This is a genomic window from Streptomyces sp. NPDC020597, assembly GCF_044335095.1.
GTDB lineage: Bacteria > Actinomycetota > Actinomycetes > Streptomycetales > Streptomycetaceae > Streptomyces.
In genome coordinates, this window is sequence record NZ_JBIRUL010000011.1 from 36,784 (window position 1) to 59,325 (window position 22,542).

The following is a 22,542-nucleotide window of genomic DNA, read 5'->3' on the forward strand; positions in this document are numbered from 1 at the left end:
ATGGTGTGGGTGACCCCATCCGACCGTCGTTCCGCGCTGCGGGCGGGCGCCGGGCTCGTCGCCGGGGGTGCGTTCGCGGCAGGGTGCTCGCCCGCCGCGTCCTCCTCCGGCGCCGCCGCCCAGCCCGCCGCCGTCTCCCGGTCCCCCGTTTCCGGGCCCTCCGTCTCCAGGTCCCCCGCCCGCACCCCGGCCGCCCCCGCCCCGCGCGCCTTCCCCGGTCAGCCCGCCCAGATCGCGCACGGCCCCCGGGGCCGTCCCCGGGTCGCCCTCACCTTCCACGGGCAGGGCGACCCCGCCATCGCCCGCGCCGTGCTCGGCGAAGCCGAACGGCACGGCTCCCGGGTCACCGTCCTCGCCGTCGGGACCTGGCTCGACGAAAACCCCGAACTCGCCCGCCGCATCCTGGACGGCGGCCACGAGCTCGGCAACCACACCCAGCGGCATCTGGACGTCAACGCCATGTCCGAGGCCGACGCGACGGCCGAGATCGCCGGGTGCGCGCAGCGGCTGCGCCGGCTCACCGGATCCGTCGGCGCCTGGTTCCGGCCCTCCCGCGCGGCCCGCGCCTCCCCGCTGGTCACGGCGCTGGCCCGGCGGGCCGGCTACCCGCACGTCCTCTCCTATGAAGTCGACTCCCTCGACTTCACCTCGCCCGGCGCCTCCGCCGTCGCCCGCAACGTCCTCGACGGGATCCGCAACGGGTCCGTCGTGAGCCTGCACTTCGGGTACGCCGACACGGTCGCCGCACTCCCCGCCCTGCTGGACGAACTCGACCGCCGCGGACTGCGCGCGGTCACTGCCACGGAGCTGATCGGCTGATGCACCGCAATCTCGTCACCAGCGCCCTGCTGACCGGCGCAGCCCTCGCCCTCCTCGCCGCCTGCGGCGCCGACACCGGCGGCGGCGGGCACGGGACGGGCCGGACCACCGAGGCGGCTGTGCCCGCGCCGGCGAAGAAGGCCGCCAGACCCGTCGTCGACGGCCTGCCGGGCATGCCGCCCGTGCTCGACCCCAAGGACGTCTACGCCGCAGACCGCCCGAACCGGCTCTCCCCGGTGGTCAAGGACTTCCCGTCCCGGGTCTACGTCCCCAACACCGAGTCCGACACCGTCTCCGTCATCGACCCGAAGACCTACCGGGTGATCGAGACGCTCCACGTCGGGCGCCAGCCCCAGCACGTCGTCCCCTCCTGGGACCTCAAGACCCTGTGGGTCAACAACAACCGCGGGCACACCCTCACCCCGATCGACCCCGCGACCGGGAAGGCGGGCAAGCCGGTCGAGGTGCACGATCCCTACAACCTCTACTTCACGCCCGACGGCAAGTACGCCGTCGTCATGGCCTCCCTCGACCGTGAGCTCGTCTTCCGCGACCCGCACACGATGAAGCGGATCAAGACCGAACCGGTCTCCTGCTACGGCGTCAACCACGCCGACTTCTCGCTGGACGGCAAGTACTTCATCGTGTCCTGCGAGTTCAGCGGCGAACTGCTGAAGGTCGACACCGCGCGGATGAAGGTCGTCGGCCAGCAGAAGCTGCCCCTCAAGGGCGCCATGCCGCAGGACGTGAAGGTCTCGCCGGACGGCAAGCTGTTCTACGTCGCCGACATGATGGCCCACGGCATGTGGATCGTCGACGGCGACACCTTCGGCAAGCCGCGGTTCCTGCACACCGGCAGGGGCGCCCACGGGCTGTACGTCAGCCGCGACTCCCGGGAGATGTACGTCACCAACCGCGGCGAGGGCACCGTCTCCGTCTTCGACTTCACCAGGGGCGAGCTCACGAAGAAGTGGCGTCTCCCGGACGGCGGCAGCCCCGACATGGGCGGCGTCTCGGCGGACGGCAAGGTCCTGTGGCTGTCCGGGCGGTACAACTCCGAGGTGTACGCGATCGACACCGCCGACGGGCGCCAGCTCGCCCGCATCAAGGTCGGCAGCGGCCCGCACGGCCTGGCCGTCTATCCGCAGCCCGGCCGCTACTCGCTCGGCCACACGGGTGTCTTCCGCTAGCGGGAGGTCCTGCGTCCGTCGGACGGCGGGGCCGTTAATCTGGCCTGCGTCAGTTGGACAGCAGAACAGCACATGTGCCCGCAAGGCATGAAGAAGAGGGGCGGACCGGTGGCCGACATCGAAGAAGCGCGCAACCATTTCCAGCGGATCGACACGGACGGCGACGGCTTCATCACCGCGGCCGAGTTCAAGACCGCCCTGGCCCAGGAGGGCGACTGGAACGTCACCGAGTCGGTCGCCGAGGCCATCATCAAGTCCCGCGACCTGAACGGCGACAAGCTCCTGTCGTTCGACGAGTTCTGGGCCCACCTGAACAAGTGACGTGAACCGGCAGGGGGGCGCCGCGACGAGGCGCCCCCTTCGTCGTGCCTCGGGGCCTCGTGCCGCAGGGCTCGGGGCCGCAGTTCGTCGTGGGGGACCGGAATAGATCCCCGCCGGGCCGGGTTGACGTCGACCAGAAGCATGCATGTGCATTGATTATTCGGCGTCCATCGACCAGCACGACTCCTGGAAGGCAAGGCCTGTCATGAAGATCGGCATCATCGGCGCGGGCAACATCGGCGGCAACCTCACCCGGCGCCTCGCCGCCCTCGGCCACGACGTCTTGGTCGCGAACTCCCGCGGCCCGCACACGCTCACGGAACTCGCCGAGGAGACGGGGGCCACCCCCGTCGCCGCCGGGGAGGCGGCTCGCGGCGCCGAGATCGTGGTGATCACCGTCCCGCTGAAGGCCGTTCCGGACCTGCCGTCCGGCATCCTGGACGGCGCGGCCGACGGCGTGGTCGTCGTCGACACCAACAACTACTACCCGCGCCAACGCGACGGGCGGATCGCGGCCATCGAGGACGAGGGCCTCACCGAGAGCCGCTGGGTCGAGCGGCAGCTCGGGCACCCGGTCGTCAAGGCCTTCAACGGCACCTACGCCCAGGACCTCCTGGACCGTCCGCTGGCCGCCGGCCACCCCGACCGCATCGCGCTCCCGGTCGCCGGCGACGACGAGGCGGCCAAGGCGAAGGTGCGCGCCCTGATCGACGAGCTCGGCTTCGACACCGTCGACGCGGGCGGCATCGCCGACTCCTGGCGCCAGCAGCCCGACACCCCGGTCTACGGCCTGCAGGCCGGCGTCGAGGCCGTCGCCAAGGCCCTGGCCGACGCGAGCCCGGAACGCCCGGAGGCCTTCCGCGGCTAGGAGCCGCCCCGGGCTTTCGTCCGGCCCGACGAGGGTGGGGTCAGACGATCTCGAGGGGCACGTGCGGCCCGTCCGGCAGCTCGACCGCGATCGGGTCACCGGGCCGCACGACGCCCCCGCTCACCACGACGCTCATGATCCCGGCCCGGAAGACCGGGCGGCCGTCCGGAGCCCGCCCGACGACCTGCTTCATCAGCCCCTTCCGGAACGCGTCGATCTGCGCGCAGGGGTTGCGCAGCCCCGTCACCCGCACCACGGCGTCCGTGCCCAGCCGCAGCAGCGTCCCGACGGGCAGACCGAGGAGATCGATCCCCCGGGTGGTCACGTTCTCCCCGAGCTGTCCCGCGGCCACCTCGAACCCGGCCGCGCGCACCTCCTCGAAGAGCTCCTCGTGGATGAGGTGCACCTGCCGCAGATTCGGCTGCGAAGGGTCCTTCTTCATCCGGAACCGGTGCTTCACCGTGACTCCGGCGTGCACGTCGCCCTCCACCCCGAGCCCGGCGATCAGCGTGACGCTGTCCCGGTTGGGCTTGGTGAAGGAGTACGTGCCGTTGCTGCTGACGGCGCCGACCGAGCCGCTCATCCAGGGACCCCCGTTCGTGTCCCGCCCGTTCCGGGCGGTTCAGCACTCGATGATGTTCACCGCGAGACCGCCGCGGGCGGTCTCCTTGTACTTGACGCTCATGTCCGCGCCGGTGTCCTTCATCGTCTTGATGACCTTGTCGAGGGACACCTTGTGCGAGCCGTCGCCGCGCATGGCCATACGGGCTGCGGTGACCGCCTTGACCGCGGCCATGCCGTTGCGCTCGATGCACGGGATCTGGACCAGGCCGCCCACGGGATCGCAGGTCAGGCCGAGGTTGTGCTCCATGCCGATCTCGGCCGCGTTCTCCACCTGTTCCGGGGAGCCGCCGAGGACCTCGGCGAGCGCCCCCGCCGCCATCGAGCAGGCCGAGCCGACCTCGCCCTGGCAGCCGACCTCGGCGCCGGAGATGGAGGCGTTCTCCTTGAAGAGCATGCCGATCGCGCCGGCCGCGAGCAGGAAGCGGACGACTCCGTCCTCGTCGGCGCCGGGCACGAAGTTCATGTAGTAGTGCAGCACCGCCGGGATGATGCCGGCCGCGCCGTTCGTGGGGGCCGTGACCACCCTGCCGCCGGCCGCGTTCTCCTCGTTCACGGCCATGGCGTACAGCGTGATCCACTCCATGGAGTGGGCCAACGCGTCCCCCTCAGCCCGGAGTTGACGTGCCGTCATGGCGGCGCGGCGGCGGACGCGCAGGCCGCCCGGCAGGATGCCCTCACGGGACATGCCCCGCGAGACGCACCCCTGCATCACCCGCCACAGCTCCAGCAGGCCCGCCCGGATCTCGTCCTCCGTGCGCCACGCCCGCTCGTTCTCCAGCATCAGCGCGGAGATCGACAGGCCGGTCTCCTTCGTGAGGCGCAGCAGTTCGTCGCCCGTGCGGAAGGGATACTTCAGCACCGCGTCGTCGAGTTTGATGCGGTCCGCGCCGACCGCCTCCTCGTCCACGACGAACCCGCCGCCGACCGAGTAGTACGTCTTCGACAGCAGTTCCGCGCCCTGCGCGTCATGGGCCCATATCGTCATGCCGTTGGCGTGGTACGGGAGGGCCTTGCGACGGTGGAGCACGAGATCGTCGTCGAAGGAGAACGGGATCTCGTGCGTGCCCAGCAGGCGCAGCCGCCCGGAGCTCCTGATCTGCTCCACCCGCTCGTCGGCGGTCTCCACGTCCACCGTGCGCGGCGAGGAGCCCTCCAGACCCAGCAGGACGGCCTTGGGCGTGCCGTGGCCGTGCCCGGTCGCGCCGAGCGAACCGTACAGCTCGCAGCGGACGGAGGCGGCGGAGTCCAGCAGGGACTCGTTGTGCAGCCGCCGCGCGAACATGCGCGCCGCCCGCATCGGGCCGACCGTGTGGGAGCTGGACGGGCCGATGCCGATCGAGAACAGGTCGAAGACCGAGATGGCCACGGGAACTCCTCGGGACAGGGTGGGGGCGCACGTCGTCGGGCGCCCCCACCGGGGAACTACTTGGTCAGGCCGGGGTACAGGGGGTGCTTGTGGGCGAGGGCGGTGACCCGGGCCTTGAGGGCCTCGACGTCGTAGGACGGCTTGAGGGTCTGGGCGATGACGTCGGCGACCTCGGCGAAGTCCTCGGCGGTGAAGCCGCGGGTGGCCAGGGCGGGGGTGCCGATGCGCAGGCCGGAGGTGACCATGGGCGGACGCGGGTCGTCGGGGACGGCGTTGCGGTTGACGGTGATGCCGACCTCGTGGAGGCGGTCCTCCGCCTGCTGCCCGTCCAGTTCGGACTCGCGCAGGTCGACCAGGATCAGGTGGACGTCGGTGCCGCCGGACAGGACGTTCACGCCGGCTTCGCGGGCGTCGGGCGCGGTGAGGCGATCGGCGAGGATCTTGGCGCCTTCGACCGTGCGGCGCTGGCGCTCCCTGAAGTCCTCGCCCGCGGCGACCTTGAAGGAGACGGCCTTGGCCGCGATCACGTGTTCCAGGGGGCCGCCCTGGAAGCCGGGGAAGACGGAGGAGTTCAGCTTCTTCGCGAACTCCTTCTTCGCGAGGATGATGCCGCCGCGGGGTCCGCCGAGGGTCTTGTGGGTGGTGGAGGTGACCACGTCGGCGTACGGGACCGGGTTCGGGTGGAGCCCGGCCGCGACGAGGCCCGCGAAGTGCGCCATGTCGACCCACAGGTACGCCCCGACCTCGTCGGCGATCCGGCGGAACTCGGCGAAGTCCAGCTGGCGGGGGTAGGCGGACCAGCCGGCGATGACGACCTTGGGGCGGTGCTCCTTGGCGAGGCGTTCGACCTCGGCCATGTCGACCAGGCCGGCCCCGTCGACGTGGTAGGCGACGACGTCGAACTGCTTGCCGGAGAAGTTGAGCCGCATGCCGTGGGTGAGGTGGCCGCCGTGGGCGAGGTCCAGGCCGAGGATGGTGTCGCCGGGCTGGGCCAGGGCGAACAGGGCGGCCTGGTTGGCGGAGGCGCCGGAGTGCGGCTGGACGTTGGCGTACTCGGCGCCGAACAGTTCCTCGACCCGGTCGATGGCGATCTGCTCGGCGACGTCGACGTGCTCGCAGCCGCCGTAGTAGCGGCGGCCGGGGTAGCCCTCGGCGTACTTGTTGGTCAGGACCGAGCCCTGGGCCTCCATGACCGCGAGCGGCGCGAAGTTCTCCGAGGCGATCATCTCGAGCGTGGACTGCTGGCGGTGCAGCTCGGCGTCGACCGCGGCCGCGATCTCGGGATCGAGCTCGTGCAGGGACGTGTTCAGGACGGACATGCGACTACGACTCCTCAGCCGGCGGTGTAGGCGGTGTACTCGTCAGCGGAGAGCAGATCGTCCGGCTCGCCCGTGATGCGTACCTTGAACAGCCACCCGCCCTCGAAGGGGGCGGAGTTCACCAGCGCCGGGTCGTCGACGACGTCCTGGTTGACCTCGGTGATCTCACCGGAGACCGGGGCGTACAGCTCGCTGACCGACTTGGTCGACTCCAGTTCGCCGCAGGACTCGCCCGCGGCCACCGTGGCGCCGGCCTCCGGGAGCTGGACGAAGACCACGTCGCCGAGCGCGTTGGCCGCGTGCTCCGTGATGCCGACCGTCGAGACGCCGTCCTCGGCGACCGACAGCCACTCGTGCTCCTTGCTGTAGCGCAGCTGCTGGGGGTTGCTCATGGCCTGAATTCTCCTGTACGCGGGGGAGTGCTGATGAAGGGGGACGGTCCAGGGCACGGGTGAGCAGCGCGAATGTGCGCAGTGTCACTCGCGCCCGGGGCCCAGTGTCTACTTCTGGCGCTTGTAGAAGGGCAGCGCCACGACCTCGTACGGCTCGTGGCTGCCCCGGATGTCCACGCCCACGCCCGCAGCGCCCGGGGTGGCGTGCGCGGCGTCGACGTAGGCCATCGCGATCGGCCTGCCCAGCGTCGGGGACGGCGCCCCGGAGGTGACCTCGCCGATCACCTCGCCGTTCGCCACGACCGCGTACCCGGCGCGCGGGACGCGGCGGCCCTCGGCGACCAGACCGACCAGGACGCGCGGCGGCTGCCGCTCGGCCAGCGCGGCCGCCTCGGCGAGCGCCTCGCGCCCGACGAAGTCGCCCTCCTTCCCGAACTTCACCACGCGCCCGAGGCCCGCGTCGAAGGGGGTGAGGGAGGTGCTCAGCTCGTGCCCGTACAGCGGCATGCCCGCCTCCAGGCGCAGCGTGTCCCGGCACGACAGACCGCAGGGGACCAGCCCGGCGCCTTCGCCGGCCTTGGTCAGCGCCTGCCACAGCTCGACGGCGTGCTCCGGCTTCACGAACAGCTCGAAGCCGTCCTCGCCGGTGTAACCGGTGCGCGCGATGAGCGCGGGGACGCCGGCGACGGTGCCCGGCAGGCCCGCGTAGTACTTCAGGCCGTCGAGGTCGGCGTCGGTGACGGCCGCGAGGATGCCGGGGGACTTTGGCCCCTGGACGGCGATCAGCGCGTAGGCGTCGCGGTCGTCGCGGACCTCGACGTCGAAGCCCTCGGACCGCTCCACCAGGGCGTCCAGCACGACCTGGGCGTTGGAGGCGTTGGCGACGACCATGTAGTGCGACGAGCCGGACTCGCTCTGCTCGAGCCTGTACACGATCAGGTCGTCGAGGATGCCGCCGTCGGCCCGGCAGATCATCGTGTAGCGGGCCCGGCCGGCCTTGACGCCGCCGATGTCGCCCACCAGGGCGAAGTTCAGGAACTCGGCCGCCTGCGGGCCGGTCACCGTGATCTCGCCCATGTGCGAGAGGTCGAAGAGTCCGGCCCGGGTGCGGACGGCGAGATGCTCGTCGCGTTCGGAGCCGTAGCGCAGGGGCATGTCCCAGCCGGCGAAGTCGGTCATCGTCGCGCCGAGCGAGCGATGCAGGGCATCGAGCGCGGTGTGACGGGGTGCGGTGCTGCTCATCGGTCGTTCGTCTCCCAAGGCGACGTGTGCCCCTCCCGCGCGGGCGGAGCCGGGCGGGGGGACGGCGAGGTCGTTCCTCCCCATCTGTCATCGGAACCTGAGAGGTTCGCCATGACCACCGCTGCGAACGGGGGCGGGACATGGCTTGCACCGTGGGTGGGACCGCCGGCGACGGCGGCCCGCTTTTCAGATGTGCCTCGCCCGCGCGGTAACGGGGCCTGAGAGATTCAAGGGAGGGACTTGCTCCTTCGGCGCCCCAGCGGAACTGCTGCTGAGGACTCTCCCGCGCGGATTCAAACGGCCGGTATGCAGTTGGCGCGGCCATCATCGCACGGCCCGCCCCCGTCGCGGCAGGCCGGATCTGTAACCGGCTTGTGTCGCTACGCGCACGAAAACGCGAGGCACCGCGCATTACCTTCTCTTTACGTGCGATGGGGATGAGTCATACCCGGCCCCAGGGGAGGACGATCACGGTGAAGAGGACGACCTCGGCGAGGACCACGGCCTTCGCGGCCGGCTCGGGGATCACGCTGCCCGCGCAGCCCGGCGCCCGGACACGCAGGGCGTGCTCCGGGCAGCCCGTGCCCGTCGTCCGCGACCTGCGCGAGCGGGCCGGACGCAGTCCGCACGGCCTGCTCTTCGGCCCGCGCGACCTGGTGGTCGTCACGGGTCTGCCCGGCAGCGGCAAGTCGACCCTGATGATGCGCGCGGTGGACGGCGTCCGCATCGACTCCCAGGACACCCGCGACCGCTGGGACGCCCGGATGCCCCGCCTGCTGCCCTACGCCCTCTACCGGCCGCTGGTCCGCCTCGCCCACTACGCCGGACTGCGCCGGGCCCTGCGCGACGGCGGGGGCGTCGTGGTCCACGACTGCGGCGCCCAGGCCTGGGTCCGCGACTGGCTGGCCCGCGCGGCTCGCCGCCGCGGCGGCGCCCTGCACCTGCTCGTCCTCGACGTCGGCGCGGACACGGCCCTGCGGGGCCAGCGCGAGCGCGGCCGAGGCGTCTCGCGGTACGCGTTCCTGCGGCACCGTCGCGCCGCCGCCCGTCTGCTGCGCTCGGTGGAGAAGGGCCGGCTGCCCGAGGGGTGCGGCTCGGCGGTCCTGCTCGACCGGCCCGCCGCCGACGTCCTGCGGCGGATCGGCTTCACGGGCTGAGGCGCGTCGGTCCCCGGGCGCGGGCTGGTCGTCCCACGGGCAGAGGCGGCGCCGCCGACACCCGCTAGCCTTTCAGTCACAGCAGCAGAGTGAGCGGTTCTTAGCAGGCGGTAGGCAGATGGACTTCCCCCCGGCGGACTTCCCCGCGGACTTCCCGGCGCAGGCGCACCCCCATTCGCACGGCGGATGGCCCGGCAACGAGCTGGAGGAGGTGCTCTCCGCCTCCCTCGGCGTGCCGGGAGCCGGCGGCCGGATCGTGGAGGTGCTCGGCCGCAGCTTCGTCTGGGTGCCGCTCCCCGGTGGCGGCGGCCCGCACAGCGGCCCCCTCGACCTGCCCACGATGGAACTCGACGGCCAGGTGTACGTGCCGGTCTTCAGCTCCGAGGAGCAGTTCCGCCAGGTCGTCGGCTCGCACATGTCGTTCACCGTCGCGCCGGCCGTGGAGTTCGCGCGGGGCCTGCCGCCGCAGGCGGGCATCCTCGTCAACCCCGACGGCGTGGTCGGCGTCCCGCTGCCGCCGGCCGCCGTGGCCGAGCTGTGCCGGGCCGGCCGCACCCCGCTGGACGGTCCGGCCGGCGGCGGCCGGGTCCGCCTCTACGAGCCGGACTGGCAGGACGACCCGATCGACTTCCTGGCGGCGGCCTCCGCGGAGTTCGAGGCCGCCGGCGTGGTCCGCACCGCCCGCCGCTGCCTGGCCGCGATCGAGACGGCGGACCCGGTGATGTTCGTGGGCGTCGAGCTCTCCCAGTGGGAGGGCGACCTGCGCGCACTCCCCCTGGAGGCCCTCGGCAGGGCCCTGACGACGGCGGCGGCGCCCTGGCCGGTCAACCTGGTCCTCCTCGACGTCGCCCAGGACCCGGTGGGCGACTGGATGCGGGAGCGCGTCCGCCCCTTCTACTCCAGGCTCCACTAGCCACAGGACCGGGGAGCGGGCCGCCCGGCCCGCGCTCTCAACTGCTCGACCATACGGAGCGCCTAAGCTGGACTCCGACGCGGGGCAACTTCTCGAAGGGGCGATAAAAAGTGAGCGCTGGCACTGCCGCGACCGGCTCGGTCGAGCACATGCTGCGCCAGGTCACGCCCGGGCGCTACGACGCCTACGAGGCGCTCCTGCGCGCGCTCGCGACCCCCTCCTCGGGTCAGGTCTGGATGCTGCTGTGGCACGGGCAGGCCGGCTCCCCGGACGCGCAGTACGGAAACATGGAGGTCGAAGGGCACGGCTACGCGCCCTGTGTGACGTCCGCCCAGGAGCTCAGCGCGAGCGGCTGGAACCGCTCGTACGAGGTGGTCGACGGGCTGGACGTGGCCCGGACCCTCTACCCCGACCACTACGGCCTCTGGCTGAACCCGCACGCCCCCGGTGGCGGCGTCGGCATTCCGTGGCTGGATCTGCGCCGGATCGCCACCGGCCTGGAGCGGCAGCCCGCCGGCCCGCTCCGGCTGTCCGAGCCCGCCATCGAGATCCCGCAGTTCTACGCGCTGCTCGCGCAGAACGCCCACCGCGCCCAGGCGGTCCGCACGCTGCGCCGGGCCTGGGTGCAGCCGGCGCTCGGCGCGCCCTACCTGGCCATCGGGCTCGACGTGTACGACTCCTCCCCGGCGGCCGTGGACGCCGTGCGGGCGATGATGCAGCAGTCCATCGGCGCGGTGCCGGACGGGCTGCCGGTCTCCACGGTCGCGATGACCGACGACTACGACCCCGTCGTGATGTGGATGCGCGCCAACGCCCGCCCCTTCTACGACCGCGAGGCGCACGCCCCCGCTCCGGCCCAGGGGCCGGGCGGCGGCTACGGCTTCCCGGGCCCGCGCCCGTACTGATCCGACGCCCGACGCCCGACGCCTGATGCCCGACGTCCGGTGTGCGGCGTCCGGGCGTCCGATGTGCGGGCCTCCGGGGTCCTGACGGTCACTCCCGGTCACGGGACGGCCGGTCGCTGATCGCCCGTCAGACCCGCACCGGCTCGTGGCGCGTGGCCGTGCCTGCCGCCGATCCCGCGCTCTGCCTCGCGCCGACGTCCTGAAGTGTTCCGGTTCTTCCGTGATGTGACGCCGGGCACACCTGACGGGCGCGCCGCACTCTCCGGATGTCGGGGTGTGGCGTTCGGGTAACGGAATGTGCAGGTCGGCATCACGGTTACGCATACTTTCGCCGCCAGATCTGGCGTGTGATCGCGCATGCATTGAAGACTCGCCTCTCAGACGCGAGGTCGTCGATCCTGTGAGCGAGTGCCCATCGGCAGCAATCCGGGGTCAACTGGACAGTTGGGCCGCACTCATCGGCGCCGGCCGCGTAGCAGGCAGTAAGTGGATCAAGCCGCCGACAGCGGCGGACAAAGGCCGGTCACCGCCGGCGAGAGGGGTCGGGTCACCGTGACCGCACCGATCGAGACCACCGGGTCGGCAACCGAGGTACAGCCCGAGGCTGTGCTCGCGGGTGTCGAGAAGGGGCAGATCGAGGGCCGTTCCCTGGGGCAGATCGCCTGGTCCCGCTTCAAGAAGGACAAGGTCGCCGTGGCCGGCGGGGTCATCGTGATCCTGCTGATCGTGCTCGCGCTCCTCTCGCGTCCGATCCAGGCCCTGTTCGGCCTGGACCCCAACGCCTTCAACCAGGACCTGATCGACCCCAACACGTCGATCCCCCAAGGGGACTTCGGCGGCATGAGCTGGGAGCACCCGCTCGGCGTGGACCCCAAGTTCGGGCGCGACATCGCCACCCGCATCCTCGAGGGCTCCTGGGTGTCGCTGGTCGTGGCCTTCGGGGCGACGATCCTGTCGAACACCATCGGCGCCGTCCTCGGCGTGGTCGCCGGCTACTACGGCGGGCGGGTCGACTCGATCATCAGCCGGCTGATGGACACCTTCCTCGCCTTCCCCCTCCTGCTGTTCGCCATCGCCATCTCCGCCACGCTGCAGGGCGGCGCGTTCGGCATGGAGGGCCTGCCGCTGCACATCAGCGTGCTCATCTTCGTCATCGGCTTCTTCAACTGGCCTTATCTGGGACGCATCGTCCGGGGCCAGACGCTCGCCCTGCGGGAACGCGAGTTCGTGGACGCGTCGCGGGGCATGGGCGCCAAGGGGCCGTACATCCTCTTCCGGGAGCTGCTGCCCAACCTGGTCGGCCCGATCATCGTCTACTCGACGCTGCTCATCCCGACCAACATCCTCTTCGAGGCCAGCCTGAGCTTCCTGGGCGTCGGCATCCAGCCCCCGCAGGCGTCGTGGGGCGGCATGCTCAAGGAGGCGGTCACCTACTACCAGGTCGATCCGCAGTTCATGATCGTGCCCGGTCTCGCCATCTTCGTGACCGTGCTGGCGTTCAACCTGCTCGGCGACGGTCTCCGTGACGCTCTCGACCCGCGCAGCCGCTGACGTGCAGCCGCAGCGAGAGTCCGACAGATTTCCATCAACAAAGGGGAAGCAGACCATCATGCGAAGGTCAGGGCTGGCCGCGATTGCGGCCATCGGCAGTGTGAGCCTGTTGCTCGCCGGCTGCAGCAAGGCCGATGACAACACGGACAAGGACGGCGGCAAGTCCGCCGGGGCCGACGCGGCCACCAAGGGCGTCGTCAACGCGTCCACCCAGAAGGGTGGGACGGTCACGTACGAGTACTCCGACGTGCCGGACTCCTTCGACCCGGGCAACACGTACTACGCGTACATGTACAACCTCAGCCGCGTCTACGCGCGTCCGCTGATGACCTTCCAGCCCGGCGCGGGCGAGGAGGGCAACAAGCTCGTCCCCGACCTCGCGGCGAGCGCGGGCGTGCCGAGCGACGGCGGCAAGACCTGGACGTACAAGCTGCGCACGGGCCTGAAGTACCAGGACGGCACGGCGATCACGTCCAAGGACGTCAAGTACGCCGTCGAGCGCTCCAACTTCGCGCGTGACGTCCTGTCCCTCGGCCCGAACTACTTCCAGCAGCTCCTGGTGGGCGGCGAGGCGTACAAGGGTCCGTACAAGGACAAGAAGGGTCTCGCGTCCATCGAGACCCCGGACGACACCACGATCGTCTTCAAGCTGAAGTCGGCGTTCCAGGAGTTCGACTACCTGGTCGCGACGCCGCAGACCGCGCCGGTGCCCGAGGCCAAGGACAAGGGCATCGACTACGTCAAGAACATCGTGTCCTCGGGCTCGTACAAGTTCGAGAGCTACGACGAGGGCAAGCAGGTCACCCTCGTCCGCAACGAGAACTGGGACGCGAAGACCGACCCGCTGCGCAAGCAGTACCCGGACAAGATCGTCGTCAAGCTGAAGGTCAACGCCGAGACGATCGACCAGGACGTCCAGGCCGGCGACGCGATCGACCTCGGCGGCACCGGCGTCCAGGCCGCGACGCAGGCGAAGGTCATCAACGACGCCGCGCTGAAGGCCAACACCGACAACACCTACGGCGGCCGTCTCGTCTACCTGGCGATCAACACCAAGGTCGCGCCGTTCGACAACGTCGCCTGCCGCAAGGCCGTGCAGTACGCCGTCGACAAGGTCTCGGTGCAGACCGCCGAGGGCGGCCCGATCCGCGGTGACATCGCCACCACCGTCCTCCCGCCGGACATCCCGGGCTACGCGAAGGCCGACGCCTACGCCACCGACGGCAACAAGGGCGACGTCGCCAAGGCCAAGGAGCAGCTGAAGGCCTGCGGCAAGACGGCGATCACCACCAACATCACCGCGCGCAGCGACCGTCAGCCGGAGATCGACGCGGCCACCGCGATCATCGCCTCGCTGAAGAAGGTCGGCATCAACGCCAGCCTGAAGCAGTTCCCGTCGGGCAAGTACTTCACCGACTACGCGGGCGTCCCGGCGTTCAACAAGAAGAACAACGTCGGCCTGATGATGATGCAGTGGGGCGCCGACTGGCCGGGCGGCTACGGCTTCCTGCAGCAGATCCTGAACGGCGCCGCCATCGGCGCGTCCGGCAACACCAACCTGTCGGAGCTGAACGACCCCGAGGTCAACGCGAACCTCGCCAAGGCGATCGGCACGCAGGACGCGACCCAGCGCAACGCCATCTACACGCAGATCGACAAGAAGGTCATGGACGACGCGGCCCTCGTGCCGCTGACCTACTTCAAGGTCCTGCTGTACCGCCCCGCGAACTACACCAACCTGGTGTCGACGGCGGCCTTCAGCGGTCAGTACGACTACCTCAACATCGGCACGACCAAGAAGTAGCCCCGGAAGGCAGGTGAAGGCATTGGTGCCCGCGGGCTTCCCGGCCCGCGGGCACCAGGCCGATCCCCGTGATCTCGTACATCCTCCGTCGGACGTTCGCGGCAGTGATCCTGCTGCTGGTCGTCACCGCGGTGACCTTCGCCATCTTCTTCCTGCTGCCACGGCTCGCCGGCCAGACCGCCGACCAGATGGCCCAGCAGTACATCGGGAAGAGCCCGTCGGCGGCGGACATCGCTGCGGTCAAGCGCAACCTCGGTCTGGACGACCCGGTCTATCTCCAGTACTGGCACTTCATCAAGGGTGTCGTGACCGGTGCCACCTACGACCTGGGGCCCACCACCGCGCACTGTGACGCGCCGTGCTTCGGGTACTCCTTCAAGACCCACGAGGCGGTCTGGCCGCAGCTCACCTCCCGCCTGCCGGTGACGGGTTCGCTCGCCGTCGGCGCCGCCCTGATGTGGCTGGTCGGCGGTGTGGTCATCGGTGTGATCTCCGCGCTGAAGCCGCGCTCGATCTTCGACCGCACCTTCATGGGCATCGCGCTCGCCGGTGTGTCGCTCCCCATGTTCTTCACGGGCAGCCTGGCGATCCTGCTCTTCACCTACCAGATCCCGATCTTCGGCCGCACCTACGTGCCGTTCTCCGAGAACCCGGCGCAGTGGGCCAACACGCTGTTCCCCGCGTGGTGTTCGCTCGCGCTGCTGTACTCCGCCATCTATGCGCGGCTGACCCGCTCGGGGATGCTGGAGACGATGAACGAGGACTTCATCCGCACGGCCCGCGCCAAGGGCCTGCGCGAGCGCAACGTCGTCGCCCGGCACGGTCTGCGGGCCGCGCTGACGCCGATCATCACGGTGTTCGGCATGGACGTCGGTCTGCTGCTCGGCGGTGCCCTGATCACCGAGTCCGTCTTCTCGCTGCACGGCGTCGGCGAGTACGCGGTGAAGGCCATCACGGACAACGACCTGCCGCCCATCCTCGGCGTCACGCTGCTCGCCGCCTTCTTCGTCGTCATCGCAAATCTCCTGGTGGACCTGCTCTACGCGGCCGCCGACCCGCGGGTGAGGCTCTCGTGACCGAACTGTCCAAGACCGGCGCCGCCGTGGGCGAGCCCACCGGCCCGTCCTCGAACAAGCCCGGCGCGTTCCTCGACGTGCGCGACCTCAAGGTGCACTTCCCGACCGACGACGGCCTGGTCAAGTCCGTCGACGGGCTCAGCTTCCAGGTGGAGAAGGGCAAGACCCTCAGCATCGTGGGCGAGTCCGGCTCCGGGAAGTCCGTCACCTCGCTGGCGATCATGGGTCTGCACCGGCTCGGCGCGCGCGGCAAGAACGTGCAGATGTCCGGCGAGATCTGGCTCGACGGCAAGGAGCTGGTCTCCGCCGACCCGGACGAGGTGCGCCGGCTGCGCGGCCGCGAGATGGCGATGATCTTCCAGGATCCGCTGTCCGCGATGCACCCGTACTACACGATCGGCAACCAGATCGTGGAGGCGTACCGCGTCCACCACGACGTCACCAAGAAGGCCGCCCGCGCGCGGGCGATCGAGATGCTCGACCGGGTCGGCATCCCGGAGCCGGCGAAGCGTGTGGACGGCTACCCGCACGAGTTCTCCGGCGGTATGCGCCAGCGCGCGATGATCGCCATGGCGCTGGTCAACAACCCCGAGCTGCTCATCGCGGACGAGCCGACCACCGCCCTGGACGTGACCGTCCAGGCGCAGATCCTGGACCTCATCCGGGACCTGCAGAAGGAGTTCGGCTCCGCGGTCGTCATCATCACCCACGACCTCGGCGTGGTCGCCGAGATCGCCGACGACGTCCTGGTGATGTACGGCGGCCGGTGCGTGGAGCGCGGCCCGGTCGACGAGATCTTCGAGAAGCCGCAGCACCCCTACACCTGGGGCCTGCTCGGCTCGATGCCGCGCATCGACCGTGAGACCTCCGAGCGGCTCATCCCGGTCAAGGGCCAGCCGCCGAGCCTCATCAACGTCCCCTCGGGCTGCGCCTTCCACCCCCGCTGCCCGTACGCGGACGTGCCCAAGGGTGATGTCACCCGCACCGTGCGCCCCGAGTTGCAGCAGGTCGGCGGCGGGCACTGGTCCGCCTGTCACCTCTCGTCGGAGGACCGTACGCGGATCTGGACCGAAGAGATTGCGCCGAAGCTGTGAGTGAGACGAAGAAGACGGACGCGGCCGCCCCGGTTCCGCAGCAGGCCTCCTCCCCCGAGGACCGCGAGGTGCTGCTCAAGGTCCAGGGCCTGCAGAAGCACTTCCCCATCCGCAAGGGCGTCCTGCAGCGTCAGGTCGGCGCGGTCAAGGCGGTCGACGGCATCGACTTCGAGGTGCGCAAGGGCGAGACCCTGGGCGTCGTCGGCGAGTCCGGCTGCGGAAAGTCGACCATGGGCCGGGTCATCACCCGGCTCGAGGAGCCGACCGGCGGCCGGATCCACTTCGAGGGCCAGGACATCACCCGGCTGAAGCCGTCCGCGATGCGCCCGCTGCGGCGGGACATCCAGATGATCTTCCAGGACCCGTACGGTTCCCTGAACCCGCGGCACACCATCGGCGGGATCGTCTCGGCGCCCTTCCGTCTCCAGGGCGTGGAGCCCGAGGGCGGCGTGAAGAAGGAGGTGCAGCGGCTCCTGGAGCTCGTGGGTCTGAGCCCCGAGCACTACAACCGCTACCCGCACGAGTTCTCCGGCGGTCAGCGCCAGCGCATCGGCATCGCCCGCGCGCTCGCCCTGAAGCCGAAGCTCGTCGTGGCGGACGAGCCGGTCTCCGCGCTGGACGTGTCGATCCAGGCGCAGGTCGTCAACCTGATGGACGACCTCCAGCAGGAACTCGGCCTGACCTACGTGATCATCGCGCACGACCTGTCCGTCGTACGGCACGTCTCGGACCGCATCGCGGTGATGTACCTCGGCAAGATCGTCGAACTCGCCGACCGGACCTCGCTGTACCAGTCGCCGATGCACCCGTACACCAAGGCGCTCATGTCGGCGGTGCCGGTCCCGGACCCCAGGCGCCGGGGCGCCAAGAGCGAGCGCATCCTGCTCAAGGGCGACGTGCCCTCGCCGATCTCGCCGCCGAGCGGCTGCCGCTTCCACACCCGGTGCTGGAAGGCGACGCAGGTCTGCGCGACCCAGGAGCCCGTGCTCGTCGAGCTGCGGACGGGTCAGCAGGTCGCCTGCCACCACCCGGAGAACTTCGCGGACCAGGCCCCGCAGGACGTCGTCCTGCTGACCGCCGCGAAGGAGGCGGCGGAGCTGGTGGCCGACGAGGTGCTCGCCGAGTCGGCGGCGACCTCGGCGGCGGTGGCGGCGGAGATCGCCGACCACCCGGAGTCCGAGGCCGCCGAGACGGCCGAGGTCCCGGAGGCGGAGACCGCCGAAGAGGCCGCCGGTCCGGCGGAGACGGCTGAGGCCCCCGAGACGGCCGAGGAGCCCGAGGCCTCCGAGTCCCCCGCGGCGTCCCCGGCGTCCCCGGCGTCCGACCGTGAGACGCCGTCCAAGGAGAAGTAAGCACCAGCAGATCACAGCCCCCGCCTTGCAATGTAAGGCGGGGGCTGTCTGTTGGGTGACAATGTAAGGGTGCTCCAGCAGATCTTCAGTCCTTCCGTCCAGCACACCCTCGACCTGTTCGGCATCTTCGTGTTCGCCATCTCGGGGGCGCTGCTCGCCGTCCGCAAGAACTTCGACGTGTTCGGCATCGCGACGCTCGCCGAGGTCACCGCGCTCGGCGGCGGGCTGTTCCGGGACCTGGTCATCGGGGCGGTGCCGCCGGCCGCCTTCACCGACCTCGGGTACTTCCTCACGCCGCTGTTCGCCGCGCTGCTCGTCGTCTTCCTGCATCCGCAGGTCGAGCGGATCCAGACCGGCGTCAACGTCTTCGACGCGGCCGGCCTCGGCCTGTTCTGCGTCACCGGCACGACGAAGGCGTACGACTACGGGCTCGGCCTCACCGCGTCGGCCGCGCTGGGGCTCGCCACCGCGGTCGGCGGCGGTGTGCTGCGCGACGTGCTGGCCAACGAGGTGCCCTCGCTCCTGCGCTGGGACCGCGACCTGTACGCGGTCCCGGCGATCGTCGGCGCCGCCATGGTCGCGCTCTGCATCCGCTACGACGTGCTCACCCCGCTGGCCAGCGGGACGGCTGCGGTCACCGCCTTCGTGCTGCGGCTTCTGGCGATGAGGTTCCACTGGCGAGCGCCTCGTGCCTGGAATCGTCGCTCGACGGTGCGCGAGGAGTAGCCCGGCCCCCGCCGCCGGCGACGGGGCTCTGCTCCATCTGCAGGGTCAGCCAGCGGAACGCCGGCACGACCTGCGGCCGCCACAGCGCCATGGAGTGGCCGCCCGCGCTCTTCGGGATGTACACGACGTGCACGGTCGTCGGCGCCTTCGCCTCCTTGCGCAGGGCCAGCGCCGCCTCGTAGCCGTCCTGCGGCTGACCGGAGAGGTACAGGGCCACGGCGGGCGGCACGACGGCCTTGCGCAGCAGCAGGTAGGGGTTGTTGGCCCGGCGCAGCGAAGGACTCCTGGCCGCGAGGGACTTGTGCTCGCCGATCGGGTCGCTGTACCCGGACAGGCTCACCGCGGCCCGGAATCGGTCGGGGTGGGCGACGGCGAGCTTGGCCGCGCAGTGGGCTCCCGCCGAGTACCCGGCGACCGCCCAGCCCTTGGGCGCGGGCTGGGCCCGGAAGTTGTCCCTGACCATCTTCGGCACGTCGATGCTGAGCCAGCTGTCCGCGTTGACGACGTGCGGGACGTTGGCGCAGCCGGTGTCCACCCCCGGCAGCAGCGTGGTGCGCGGTGCGACCAGGATGAACGGCGCGATCTCGCCCGAGCGCATCAGCGGCTCCAGCTGCTCGTGCACGTGCAGCGACCCGAACCAGGACTTGGGGGAGCCCGGATAGCCGGGCAGCAGCTCCACGACGGGGAAGGAGCGGTGCGCGTAGGCGGGATCGTCGTACTGCGGGGGCAGCCAGACGTAGACCTCGGCGTTCACGCCCGAGACCTGGCCCTCGAGCTGGGTGACGCGCACCCCGCCGGCCGCGTGCATCCCCGTCCCGTCCGCCCGCGCGAACTGCTGCTTGACCTTGGGCAGCCGATCGAGCGCGATGCCGCCGGTGCCGTCGGCGCCCAGGTCGGCGGCCTGCTGCACATGGGTGCCGGTGCCCAGCAGGTCGCCCCAGGTGTCGTACAGGCTGTTGGCGTTGTTGACGAGAACGAAGACCAGGGCGACGGCGGTGCCCTGGGCGAACAGCAGCATCAGCATCCGGGCCGCGACGCGCAGCAGCCGCGGTCCGCGCATCCGCGACCACAGCAGCAGCGGCAGTGCGACGGCGAGCACGGAAACGGCGATCAGGGTGTAGAGGAACGGAGTCCCGGTGAGGCTCATGTCCTTGCAGAGGGGAATAGGGGCGGCAAGGTTACGGACGAGTCGGGACACTTACCGAGAAATTTGCCGTCTCATGTCCCGCCTTCACCTTCCGTCGCGCACAAAGCTACCGCTTAGTAACGAGTTGCTGTACCGTTCAGGCATGCCAGAAGCAGCTACCGCGGCGGCCGAGCGGGTCTCCGTCGCCTCCGTCACGGCCTCGATCGGCGACAGCGAGTTCGACCGGGACACCGCGCTCACCCGGCGGGCGCCCGGTGTCTATGACATCGACCTGTCGGCCGGCTGGACGATCATCAGCGCCGTCAACGGCGGCTATCTCCTCGCCGTCCTCGGCCGGGCCCTCGCGGACGCCCTGCCGCACGGCGACCCGTTCACGATCTCGGCCCACTACCTCACCGCGTCGCAGCCCGGCCCCGCGACCGTCCGCACGGACGTCGTCCGCTCCGGCCGCACCCTGTCGACCGGCCAGGCCTCGCTCTTCCAGTACGACGAGCACGGCGCCGAGGTCGAGCGGATCCGCGTCCTCGCCTCCTACGGCGACCTGGACGCGCTCCCGGACGACGTCCGCACCACGGCCAGGCCCCCGGCGATGCCGCCCCCCGAGCAGTGCTTCGGCCCCGAGGACGGACCGGCCCCGGTGGACGGCAGCTCCGCCATCACCGACCGGCTGATGCTCAAGCTGGACCCGTCGACCCTCGGCTGGGCGCTCGGGCAGCCGTCCGGCAAGGGTGAGATGCGTGCCTGGTTCGGCCTGAAGGACGGCCGCGACCCCGACCCGCTCTCCCTGCTGCTGGCGGTGGACGCCCTGCCGCCGACCGCCTTCGAGATCGGTCTGCGCGGCTGGGTCCCCACGGTGGAGCTGACCGTTCACGTCCGCTGCCGTCCGGCTCCCGGACCGCTGCGCGTCTCCATCGTCACCCGCAACCTCGCGGGCGGCTTCCTCGAGGAGGACGCCGAGGTCTGGGACAGCGCGGACCGGCTGGTCGCGCAGTCGCGCCAGCTGGCGAGGGCCCGGCTCGCCTGATCGGGCTCCCGGACCGGCTGTCCGTGTCACGGAGCTGTACCAGCGCCTCCTCGTCCGCCGGACGGACCCGGAGGTCAACTCCCAGGTCGGGGAGTTCTCTTGGGGGGCGCTTTGCCCGCCTGACAGACAGCGGACAGAGAAGCCTCAGGAAGCCCCCAAGCGCCGTTGGTTGAGTGCCCGCCTCAGGTTCTCCCCATCTCCCTGGAGCTGACTCTCATGAAGCGTGCGCTGATGCCCGTCCGTCTCGTCCCCGCGGTGGCGCTGCTGGCGCTCTCGCCCCTCGCTCTGGCGGCCTGCGGCTCGGGCGACTCCTCCTCCTCGAACTCGAACGGCGGCGGTCCGGGGCAGCAGTCCTGCCAGGCGCCGTCCGGCAACGCCTCCGGAATGCCGAGCGGGGCGCCGAGCGGCGCTCCCTCGGGAGCGCCGACCGGTGCGGCTTCGGGACAGCCGACGGGGGCCCCTACCGGCGTCCCGTCGGGCGCCCCGAGCGGCGCTCCCAGCGGTGCCCCCGGCGGCGGTGGTCAGGGCGGCCCCGGCGGCGGTCAGGGCGGCGGCTGTGGCGGTCCGGGCGGCGGCCAGGGACAGCAGGCCCAGCAGCAGGGCTGACCACAGGCAGGCGGTACACAGGGGCGGCGCGTCCGGGAACGGGTGCGCCGCCCCTGCGCGTCGCCGCCGGCGGTCAGTCCAGCCAGTGGTGACGGCCGATGCTGATGAGCCGCATCTGACGGGTCGCCATCCTGGCGACCCGTTCGCGCTCCTCCGGTGAGGCCTCCAGGGACTCGAGGAACAGCGAGGCCGTGATGAGCATCTGGTCGACGTAGAGATGCGAGAGCATCAGCAGGTCGTCGTCGCTCCAGCCCTCGGCCTCGGAATCCTTGGCCAGCTCGGCCTTCACCTCTTCGGCGAACCGGCCCAGTTGCTCCCGGATCGCCTCCCGTACCGGCTGGACCCCGCCGTGTCGCTCCCGCGCGATGAAACGGACGTGAGCGGGGTACGCGGTCACGTGACCGGCTATCAACTCCACAGCGCGCGTGATGCGTTCGGCACTCGTGTCGGCCGTGGTCACGGTGGTGCGGATCATCGGGTGCAGACTGCCCAGCGCCTCCTCGACCAGCGCCACACCGAGATCCGCCGTGGAGCGGAAGTGCCGGTAGAAGGCCGTCGGGGCCACTCCGACGGCCCGGGTGACCTCGCGCAGGCCCAGGCTGCTCAGGCTCTGCTCCTCGAGCAGCAGCAAGGCCGCGTCCAGGAGCGACTGCCGGGTCTTCTGCTTCTGTGCCTGCCGGATGCCGAGGGTGTGACTCATGTCATCCAGTTAACAACTGTTCTCCGTAATTGGAAAGCCGGGAGGCACGCTAGACTCTGGAGTCAGTGAACAAGTGTAACCACAACTGTTCACCGAAACGTCACGAACGCGGCGCCACGCCGCCTCGAAGGGGGTACGTCCCATGCTGTTCCTCGTCGCCGCACTGCTGCTGTTCGGCGTCGTCCTGGGCACCGTCGCCCACGCGCCGTTCGCCTTCACGCTCGTCGCCGGCGTGGTGATCGCCGCATGGCTCGGCGTCTTCGCGCTCCGCGAGCGCCACGGCCGCCGGCGCACCTCGGCGCACTGACCCGCCGACCCGCCTGCCTGCCGACCCACCGATCGACCG

At 70.8% G+C, this 22,542-nt stretch carries 23 protein-coding genes and 1 riboswitch; of the genes, 16 read left to right on the top strand and 7 right to left on the bottom strand.

Going from position 1 to position 22,542, the window contains the following annotated elements; translation table 11 throughout:
- The 4 genes from ACH4ZA_RS20575 to ACH4ZA_RS20590 all read left to right on the top strand — a co-directional run bounded on the left by ACH4ZA_RS20575 (position 1) and on the right by ACH4ZA_RS20590 (position 3,198).
- A complete protein-coding gene (locus ACH4ZA_RS20575) occupies positions 1-819 on the top strand; it encodes a polysaccharide deacetylase family protein (protein ID WP_398430868.1) in 819 nt (272 codons plus the stop codon).
- A complete protein-coding gene (locus ACH4ZA_RS20580; RefSeq protein WP_398430870.1) occupies positions 819-2,009 on the top strand; it encodes a hypothetical protein in 1,191 nt (396 codons plus the stop codon). The genes ACH4ZA_RS20575 and ACH4ZA_RS20580 overlap by 1 nt, the downstream gene beginning before the upstream one ends.
- A 108-nt stretch (positions 2,010-2,117) precedes the next feature.
- Positions 2,118-2,330 (top strand): EF-hand domain-containing protein, encoded by a 213-nt coding sequence (locus tag ACH4ZA_RS20585; protein WP_319277559.1) that lies wholly within the window; start codon positions 2,118-2,120, stop codon positions 2,328-2,330.
- 205 nt (positions 2,331-2,535) lie between these two features.
- Positions 2,536-3,198, top strand: coding sequence for an NAD(P)-binding domain-containing protein (locus ACH4ZA_RS20590; RefSeq protein ID WP_319277557.1), 663 nt, complete (start codon positions 2,536-2,538; stop codon positions 3,196-3,198).
- Positions 3,199-3,238: 40 nt separating this feature from the next.
- On the opposite strand, the gene ACH4ZA_RS20595 is transcribed toward ACH4ZA_RS20590, so the two are convergent.
- The 5 genes from ACH4ZA_RS20595 to gcvT form a co-directional block, all read right to left on the bottom strand.
- Positions 3,239-3,781, bottom strand: coding sequence for an MOSC domain-containing protein (locus tag ACH4ZA_RS20595; protein ID WP_319277556.1), 543 nt, complete (start codon positions 3,779-3,781; stop codon positions 3,239-3,241).
- Between the two features lie 39 nt (positions 3,782-3,820).
- Positions 3,821-5,188 (bottom strand): L-serine ammonia-lyase, encoded by a 1,368-nt coding sequence (locus ACH4ZA_RS20600; protein ID WP_319277555.1) that lies wholly within the window; start codon positions 5,186-5,188, stop codon positions 3,821-3,823.
- Positions 5,189-5,244: 56 nt separating this feature from the next.
- Positions 5,245-6,507 carry a serine hydroxymethyltransferase gene (glyA, locus tag ACH4ZA_RS20605; RefSeq protein WP_398430873.1) on the bottom strand — a complete coding sequence of 421 codons (1,263 nt, stop codon included), beginning with the start codon at positions 6,505-6,507 and terminating at the stop codon, positions 5,245-5,247.
- 14 nt (positions 6,508-6,521) lie between these two features.
- Positions 6,522-6,899, bottom strand: a complete 378-nt coding sequence (gcvH, locus tag ACH4ZA_RS20610) for a glycine cleavage system protein GcvH (RefSeq protein WP_057584871.1) — start codon at positions 6,897-6,899, stop codon at positions 6,522-6,524.
- 108 nt (positions 6,900-7,007) lie between these two features.
- Positions 7,008-8,141 carry a glycine cleavage system aminomethyltransferase GcvT gene (gcvT, locus tag ACH4ZA_RS20615; protein ID WP_319277552.1) on the bottom strand — a complete coding sequence of 378 codons (1,134 nt, stop codon included), beginning with the start codon at positions 8,139-8,141 and terminating at the stop codon, positions 7,008-7,010.
- A 196-nt stretch (positions 8,142-8,337) separates the two neighbouring features.
- Positions 8,338-8,437: riboswitch (glycine riboswitch) on the bottom strand.
- Between the two features lie 141 nt (positions 8,438-8,578).
- On the opposite strand from gcvT, the gene ACH4ZA_RS20620 reads away from it, so the two are divergent.
- The 9 genes from ACH4ZA_RS20620 (at position 8,579) to ACH4ZA_RS20660 (ending at position 18,719) form a co-directional block, all read left to right on the top strand.
- The gene (locus ACH4ZA_RS20620; protein ID WP_319277604.1) at positions 8,579-9,298 is read left to right on the top strand and encodes an AAA family ATPase; all 720 of its coding nucleotides are present in this window, start codon (positions 8,579-8,581) and stop codon (positions 9,296-9,298) included.
- 118 nt (positions 9,299-9,416) lie between these two features.
- Positions 9,417-10,211: an enhanced serine sensitivity protein SseB gene (locus tag ACH4ZA_RS20625; RefSeq protein WP_319277551.1), complete on the top strand. Its 795-nt coding sequence runs from the start codon at positions 9,417-9,419 to the stop codon at positions 10,209-10,211.
- 149 nt (positions 10,212-10,360) lie between these two features.
- On the top strand, positions 10,361-11,116 hold the full coding sequence (locus ACH4ZA_RS20630) for an enhanced serine sensitivity protein SseB C-terminal domain-containing protein (RefSeq protein WP_319277602.1): 756 nt from the start codon (positions 10,361-10,363) through the stop codon (positions 11,114-11,116).
- A gap of 552 nt (positions 11,117-11,668) precedes the next feature.
- Entirely contained in the window at positions 11,669-12,667 is a 999-nt protein-coding gene (locus ACH4ZA_RS20635; protein WP_057584881.1) for an ABC transporter permease, read from the top strand.
- Between the two features lie 58 nt (positions 12,668-12,725).
- Positions 12,726-14,471, top strand: a complete 1,746-nt coding sequence (locus ACH4ZA_RS20640; RefSeq protein WP_319194747.1) for an ABC transporter substrate-binding protein — start codon at positions 12,726-12,728, stop codon at positions 14,469-14,471.
- Between the two features lie 68 nt (positions 14,472-14,539).
- Entirely contained in the window at positions 14,540-15,547 is a 1,008-nt protein-coding gene (locus ACH4ZA_RS20645; RefSeq protein WP_057584885.1) for an ABC transporter permease, read from the top strand.
- Complete coding sequence (locus ACH4ZA_RS20650; protein ID WP_319277550.1) at positions 15,544-16,641, top strand: ABC transporter ATP-binding protein; 1,098 nt, start codon at positions 15,544-15,546, stop codon at positions 16,639-16,641. The genes ACH4ZA_RS20645 and ACH4ZA_RS20650 overlap by 4 nt, the downstream gene beginning before the upstream one ends.
- Positions 16,638-17,993, top strand: a complete 1,356-nt coding sequence (locus tag ACH4ZA_RS20655) for a dipeptide ABC transporter ATP-binding protein (protein ID WP_319277548.1) — start codon at positions 16,638-16,640, stop codon at positions 17,991-17,993. Before ACH4ZA_RS20650 ends, ACH4ZA_RS20655 begins: the two co-directional genes overlap by 4 nt.
- A gap of 69 nt (positions 17,994-18,062) precedes the next feature.
- Entirely contained in the window at positions 18,063-18,719 is a 657-nt protein-coding gene (locus ACH4ZA_RS20660; RefSeq protein ID WP_319277546.1) for a trimeric intracellular cation channel family protein, read from the top strand.
- Here ACH4ZA_RS20660 and ACH4ZA_RS20665 read toward each other — a convergent pair.
- On the bottom strand, positions 18,628-19,866 hold the full coding sequence (locus tag ACH4ZA_RS20665) for an alpha/beta hydrolase-fold protein (RefSeq protein WP_319277544.1): 1,239 nt from the start codon (positions 19,864-19,866) through the stop codon (positions 18,628-18,630). The two genes, ACH4ZA_RS20660 and ACH4ZA_RS20665, sit on opposite strands and share 92 nt — an antisense overlap.
- 142 nt (positions 19,867-20,008) lie before the next feature.
- Between ACH4ZA_RS20665 and ACH4ZA_RS20670 the strand changes: the two genes are divergently transcribed.
- Both ACH4ZA_RS20670 and ACH4ZA_RS20675 read left to right on the top strand, forming a co-directional pair.
- Positions 20,009-20,890, top strand: coding sequence for a thioesterase family protein (locus ACH4ZA_RS20670; RefSeq protein ID WP_398430878.1), 882 nt, complete (start codon positions 20,009-20,011; stop codon positions 20,888-20,890).
- Positions 20,891-21,106: 216 nt separating this feature from the next.
- Positions 21,107-21,496, top strand: coding sequence for a hypothetical protein (locus tag ACH4ZA_RS20675; RefSeq protein WP_319277540.1), 390 nt, complete (start codon positions 21,107-21,109; stop codon positions 21,494-21,496).
- 73 nt (positions 21,497-21,569) lie between these two features.
- Here the strand turns inward: ACH4ZA_RS20675 and ACH4ZA_RS20680 are convergent, their stop codons facing one another.
- The gene (locus ACH4ZA_RS20680; protein WP_319277538.1) at positions 21,570-22,196 is read right to left on the bottom strand and encodes a TetR family transcriptional regulator; all 627 of its coding nucleotides are present in this window, start codon (positions 22,194-22,196) and stop codon (positions 21,570-21,572) included.
- Positions 22,197-22,338: 142 nt separating this feature from the next.
- Here ACH4ZA_RS20680 and ACH4ZA_RS20685 point away from each other — a divergent pair, with 142 nt between their 5' ends.
- Positions 22,339-22,503: a hypothetical protein gene (locus ACH4ZA_RS20685; protein WP_319277535.1), complete on the top strand. Its 165-nt coding sequence runs from the start codon at positions 22,339-22,341 to the stop codon at positions 22,501-22,503.
- Positions 22,504-22,542 lie beyond the last annotated feature (39 nt).

What these genes read in the sequence shown, in the direction of transcription:
- ACH4ZA_RS20665 (WP_319277544.1), bottom strand. Translation starts at nt 19,866, where the DNA reads ATGAGCCTCACCGGGACTCCGTTCCTCTACACCCTGATCGCCGTTTCC.
- ACH4ZA_RS20675 (WP_319277540.1), top strand. Translation starts at nt 21,107, where the DNA reads ATGAAGCGTGCGCTGATGCCCGTCCGTCTCGTCCCCGCGGTGGCGCTG.
- ACH4ZA_RS20580 (WP_398430870.1), top strand. Translation starts at nt 819, where the DNA reads ATGCACCGCAATCTCGTCACCAGCGCCCTGCTGACCGGCGCAGCCCTC.
- ACH4ZA_RS20620 (WP_319277604.1), top strand. Translation starts at nt 8,579, where the DNA reads ATGAGTCATACCCGGCCCCAGGGGAGGACGATCACGGTGAAGAGGACG.
- ACH4ZA_RS20575 (WP_398430868.1), top strand. Translation starts at nt 1, where the DNA reads ATGGTGTGGGTGACCCCATCCGACCGTCGTTCCGCGCTGCGGGCGGGC.
- ACH4ZA_RS20625 (WP_319277551.1), top strand. Translation starts at nt 9,417, where the DNA reads ATGGACTTCCCCCCGGCGGACTTCCCCGCGGACTTCCCGGCGCAGGCG.
- ACH4ZA_RS20640 (WP_319194747.1), top strand. Translation starts at nt 12,726, where the DNA reads ATGCGAAGGTCAGGGCTGGCCGCGATTGCGGCCATCGGCAGTGTGAGC.
- ACH4ZA_RS20595 (WP_319277556.1), bottom strand. Translation starts at nt 3,781, where the DNA reads ATGAGCGGCTCGGTCGGCGCCGTCAGCAGCAACGGCACGTACTCCTTC.
- ACH4ZA_RS20680 (WP_319277538.1), bottom strand. Translation starts at nt 22,196, where the DNA reads ATGAGTCACACCCTCGGCATCCGGCAGGCACAGAAGCAGAAGACCCGG.
- gcvH (WP_057584871.1), bottom strand. Translation starts at nt 6,899, where the DNA reads ATGAGCAACCCCCAGCAGCTGCGCTACAGCAAGGAGCACGAGTGGCTG.
- ACH4ZA_RS20670 (WP_398430878.1), top strand. Translation starts at nt 20,009, where the DNA reads ATGCCAGAAGCAGCTACCGCGGCGGCCGAGCGGGTCTCCGTCGCCTCC.
- ACH4ZA_RS20590 (WP_319277557.1), top strand. Translation starts at nt 2,536, where the DNA reads ATGAAGATCGGCATCATCGGCGCGGGCAACATCGGCGGCAACCTCACC.
- ACH4ZA_RS20630 (WP_319277602.1), top strand. Translation starts at nt 10,361, where the DNA reads ATGCTGCGCCAGGTCACGCCCGGGCGCTACGACGCCTACGAGGCGCTC.
- ACH4ZA_RS20685 (WP_319277535.1), top strand. Translation starts at nt 22,339, where the DNA reads ATGCTGTTCCTCGTCGCCGCACTGCTGCTGTTCGGCGTCGTCCTGGGC.
- glyA (WP_398430873.1), bottom strand. Translation starts at nt 6,507, where the DNA reads ATGTCCGTCCTGAACACGTCCCTGCACGAGCTCGATCCCGAGATCGCG.
- gcvT (WP_319277552.1), bottom strand. Translation starts at nt 8,141, where the DNA reads ATGAGCAGCACCGCACCCCGTCACACCGCGCTCGATGCCCTGCATCGC.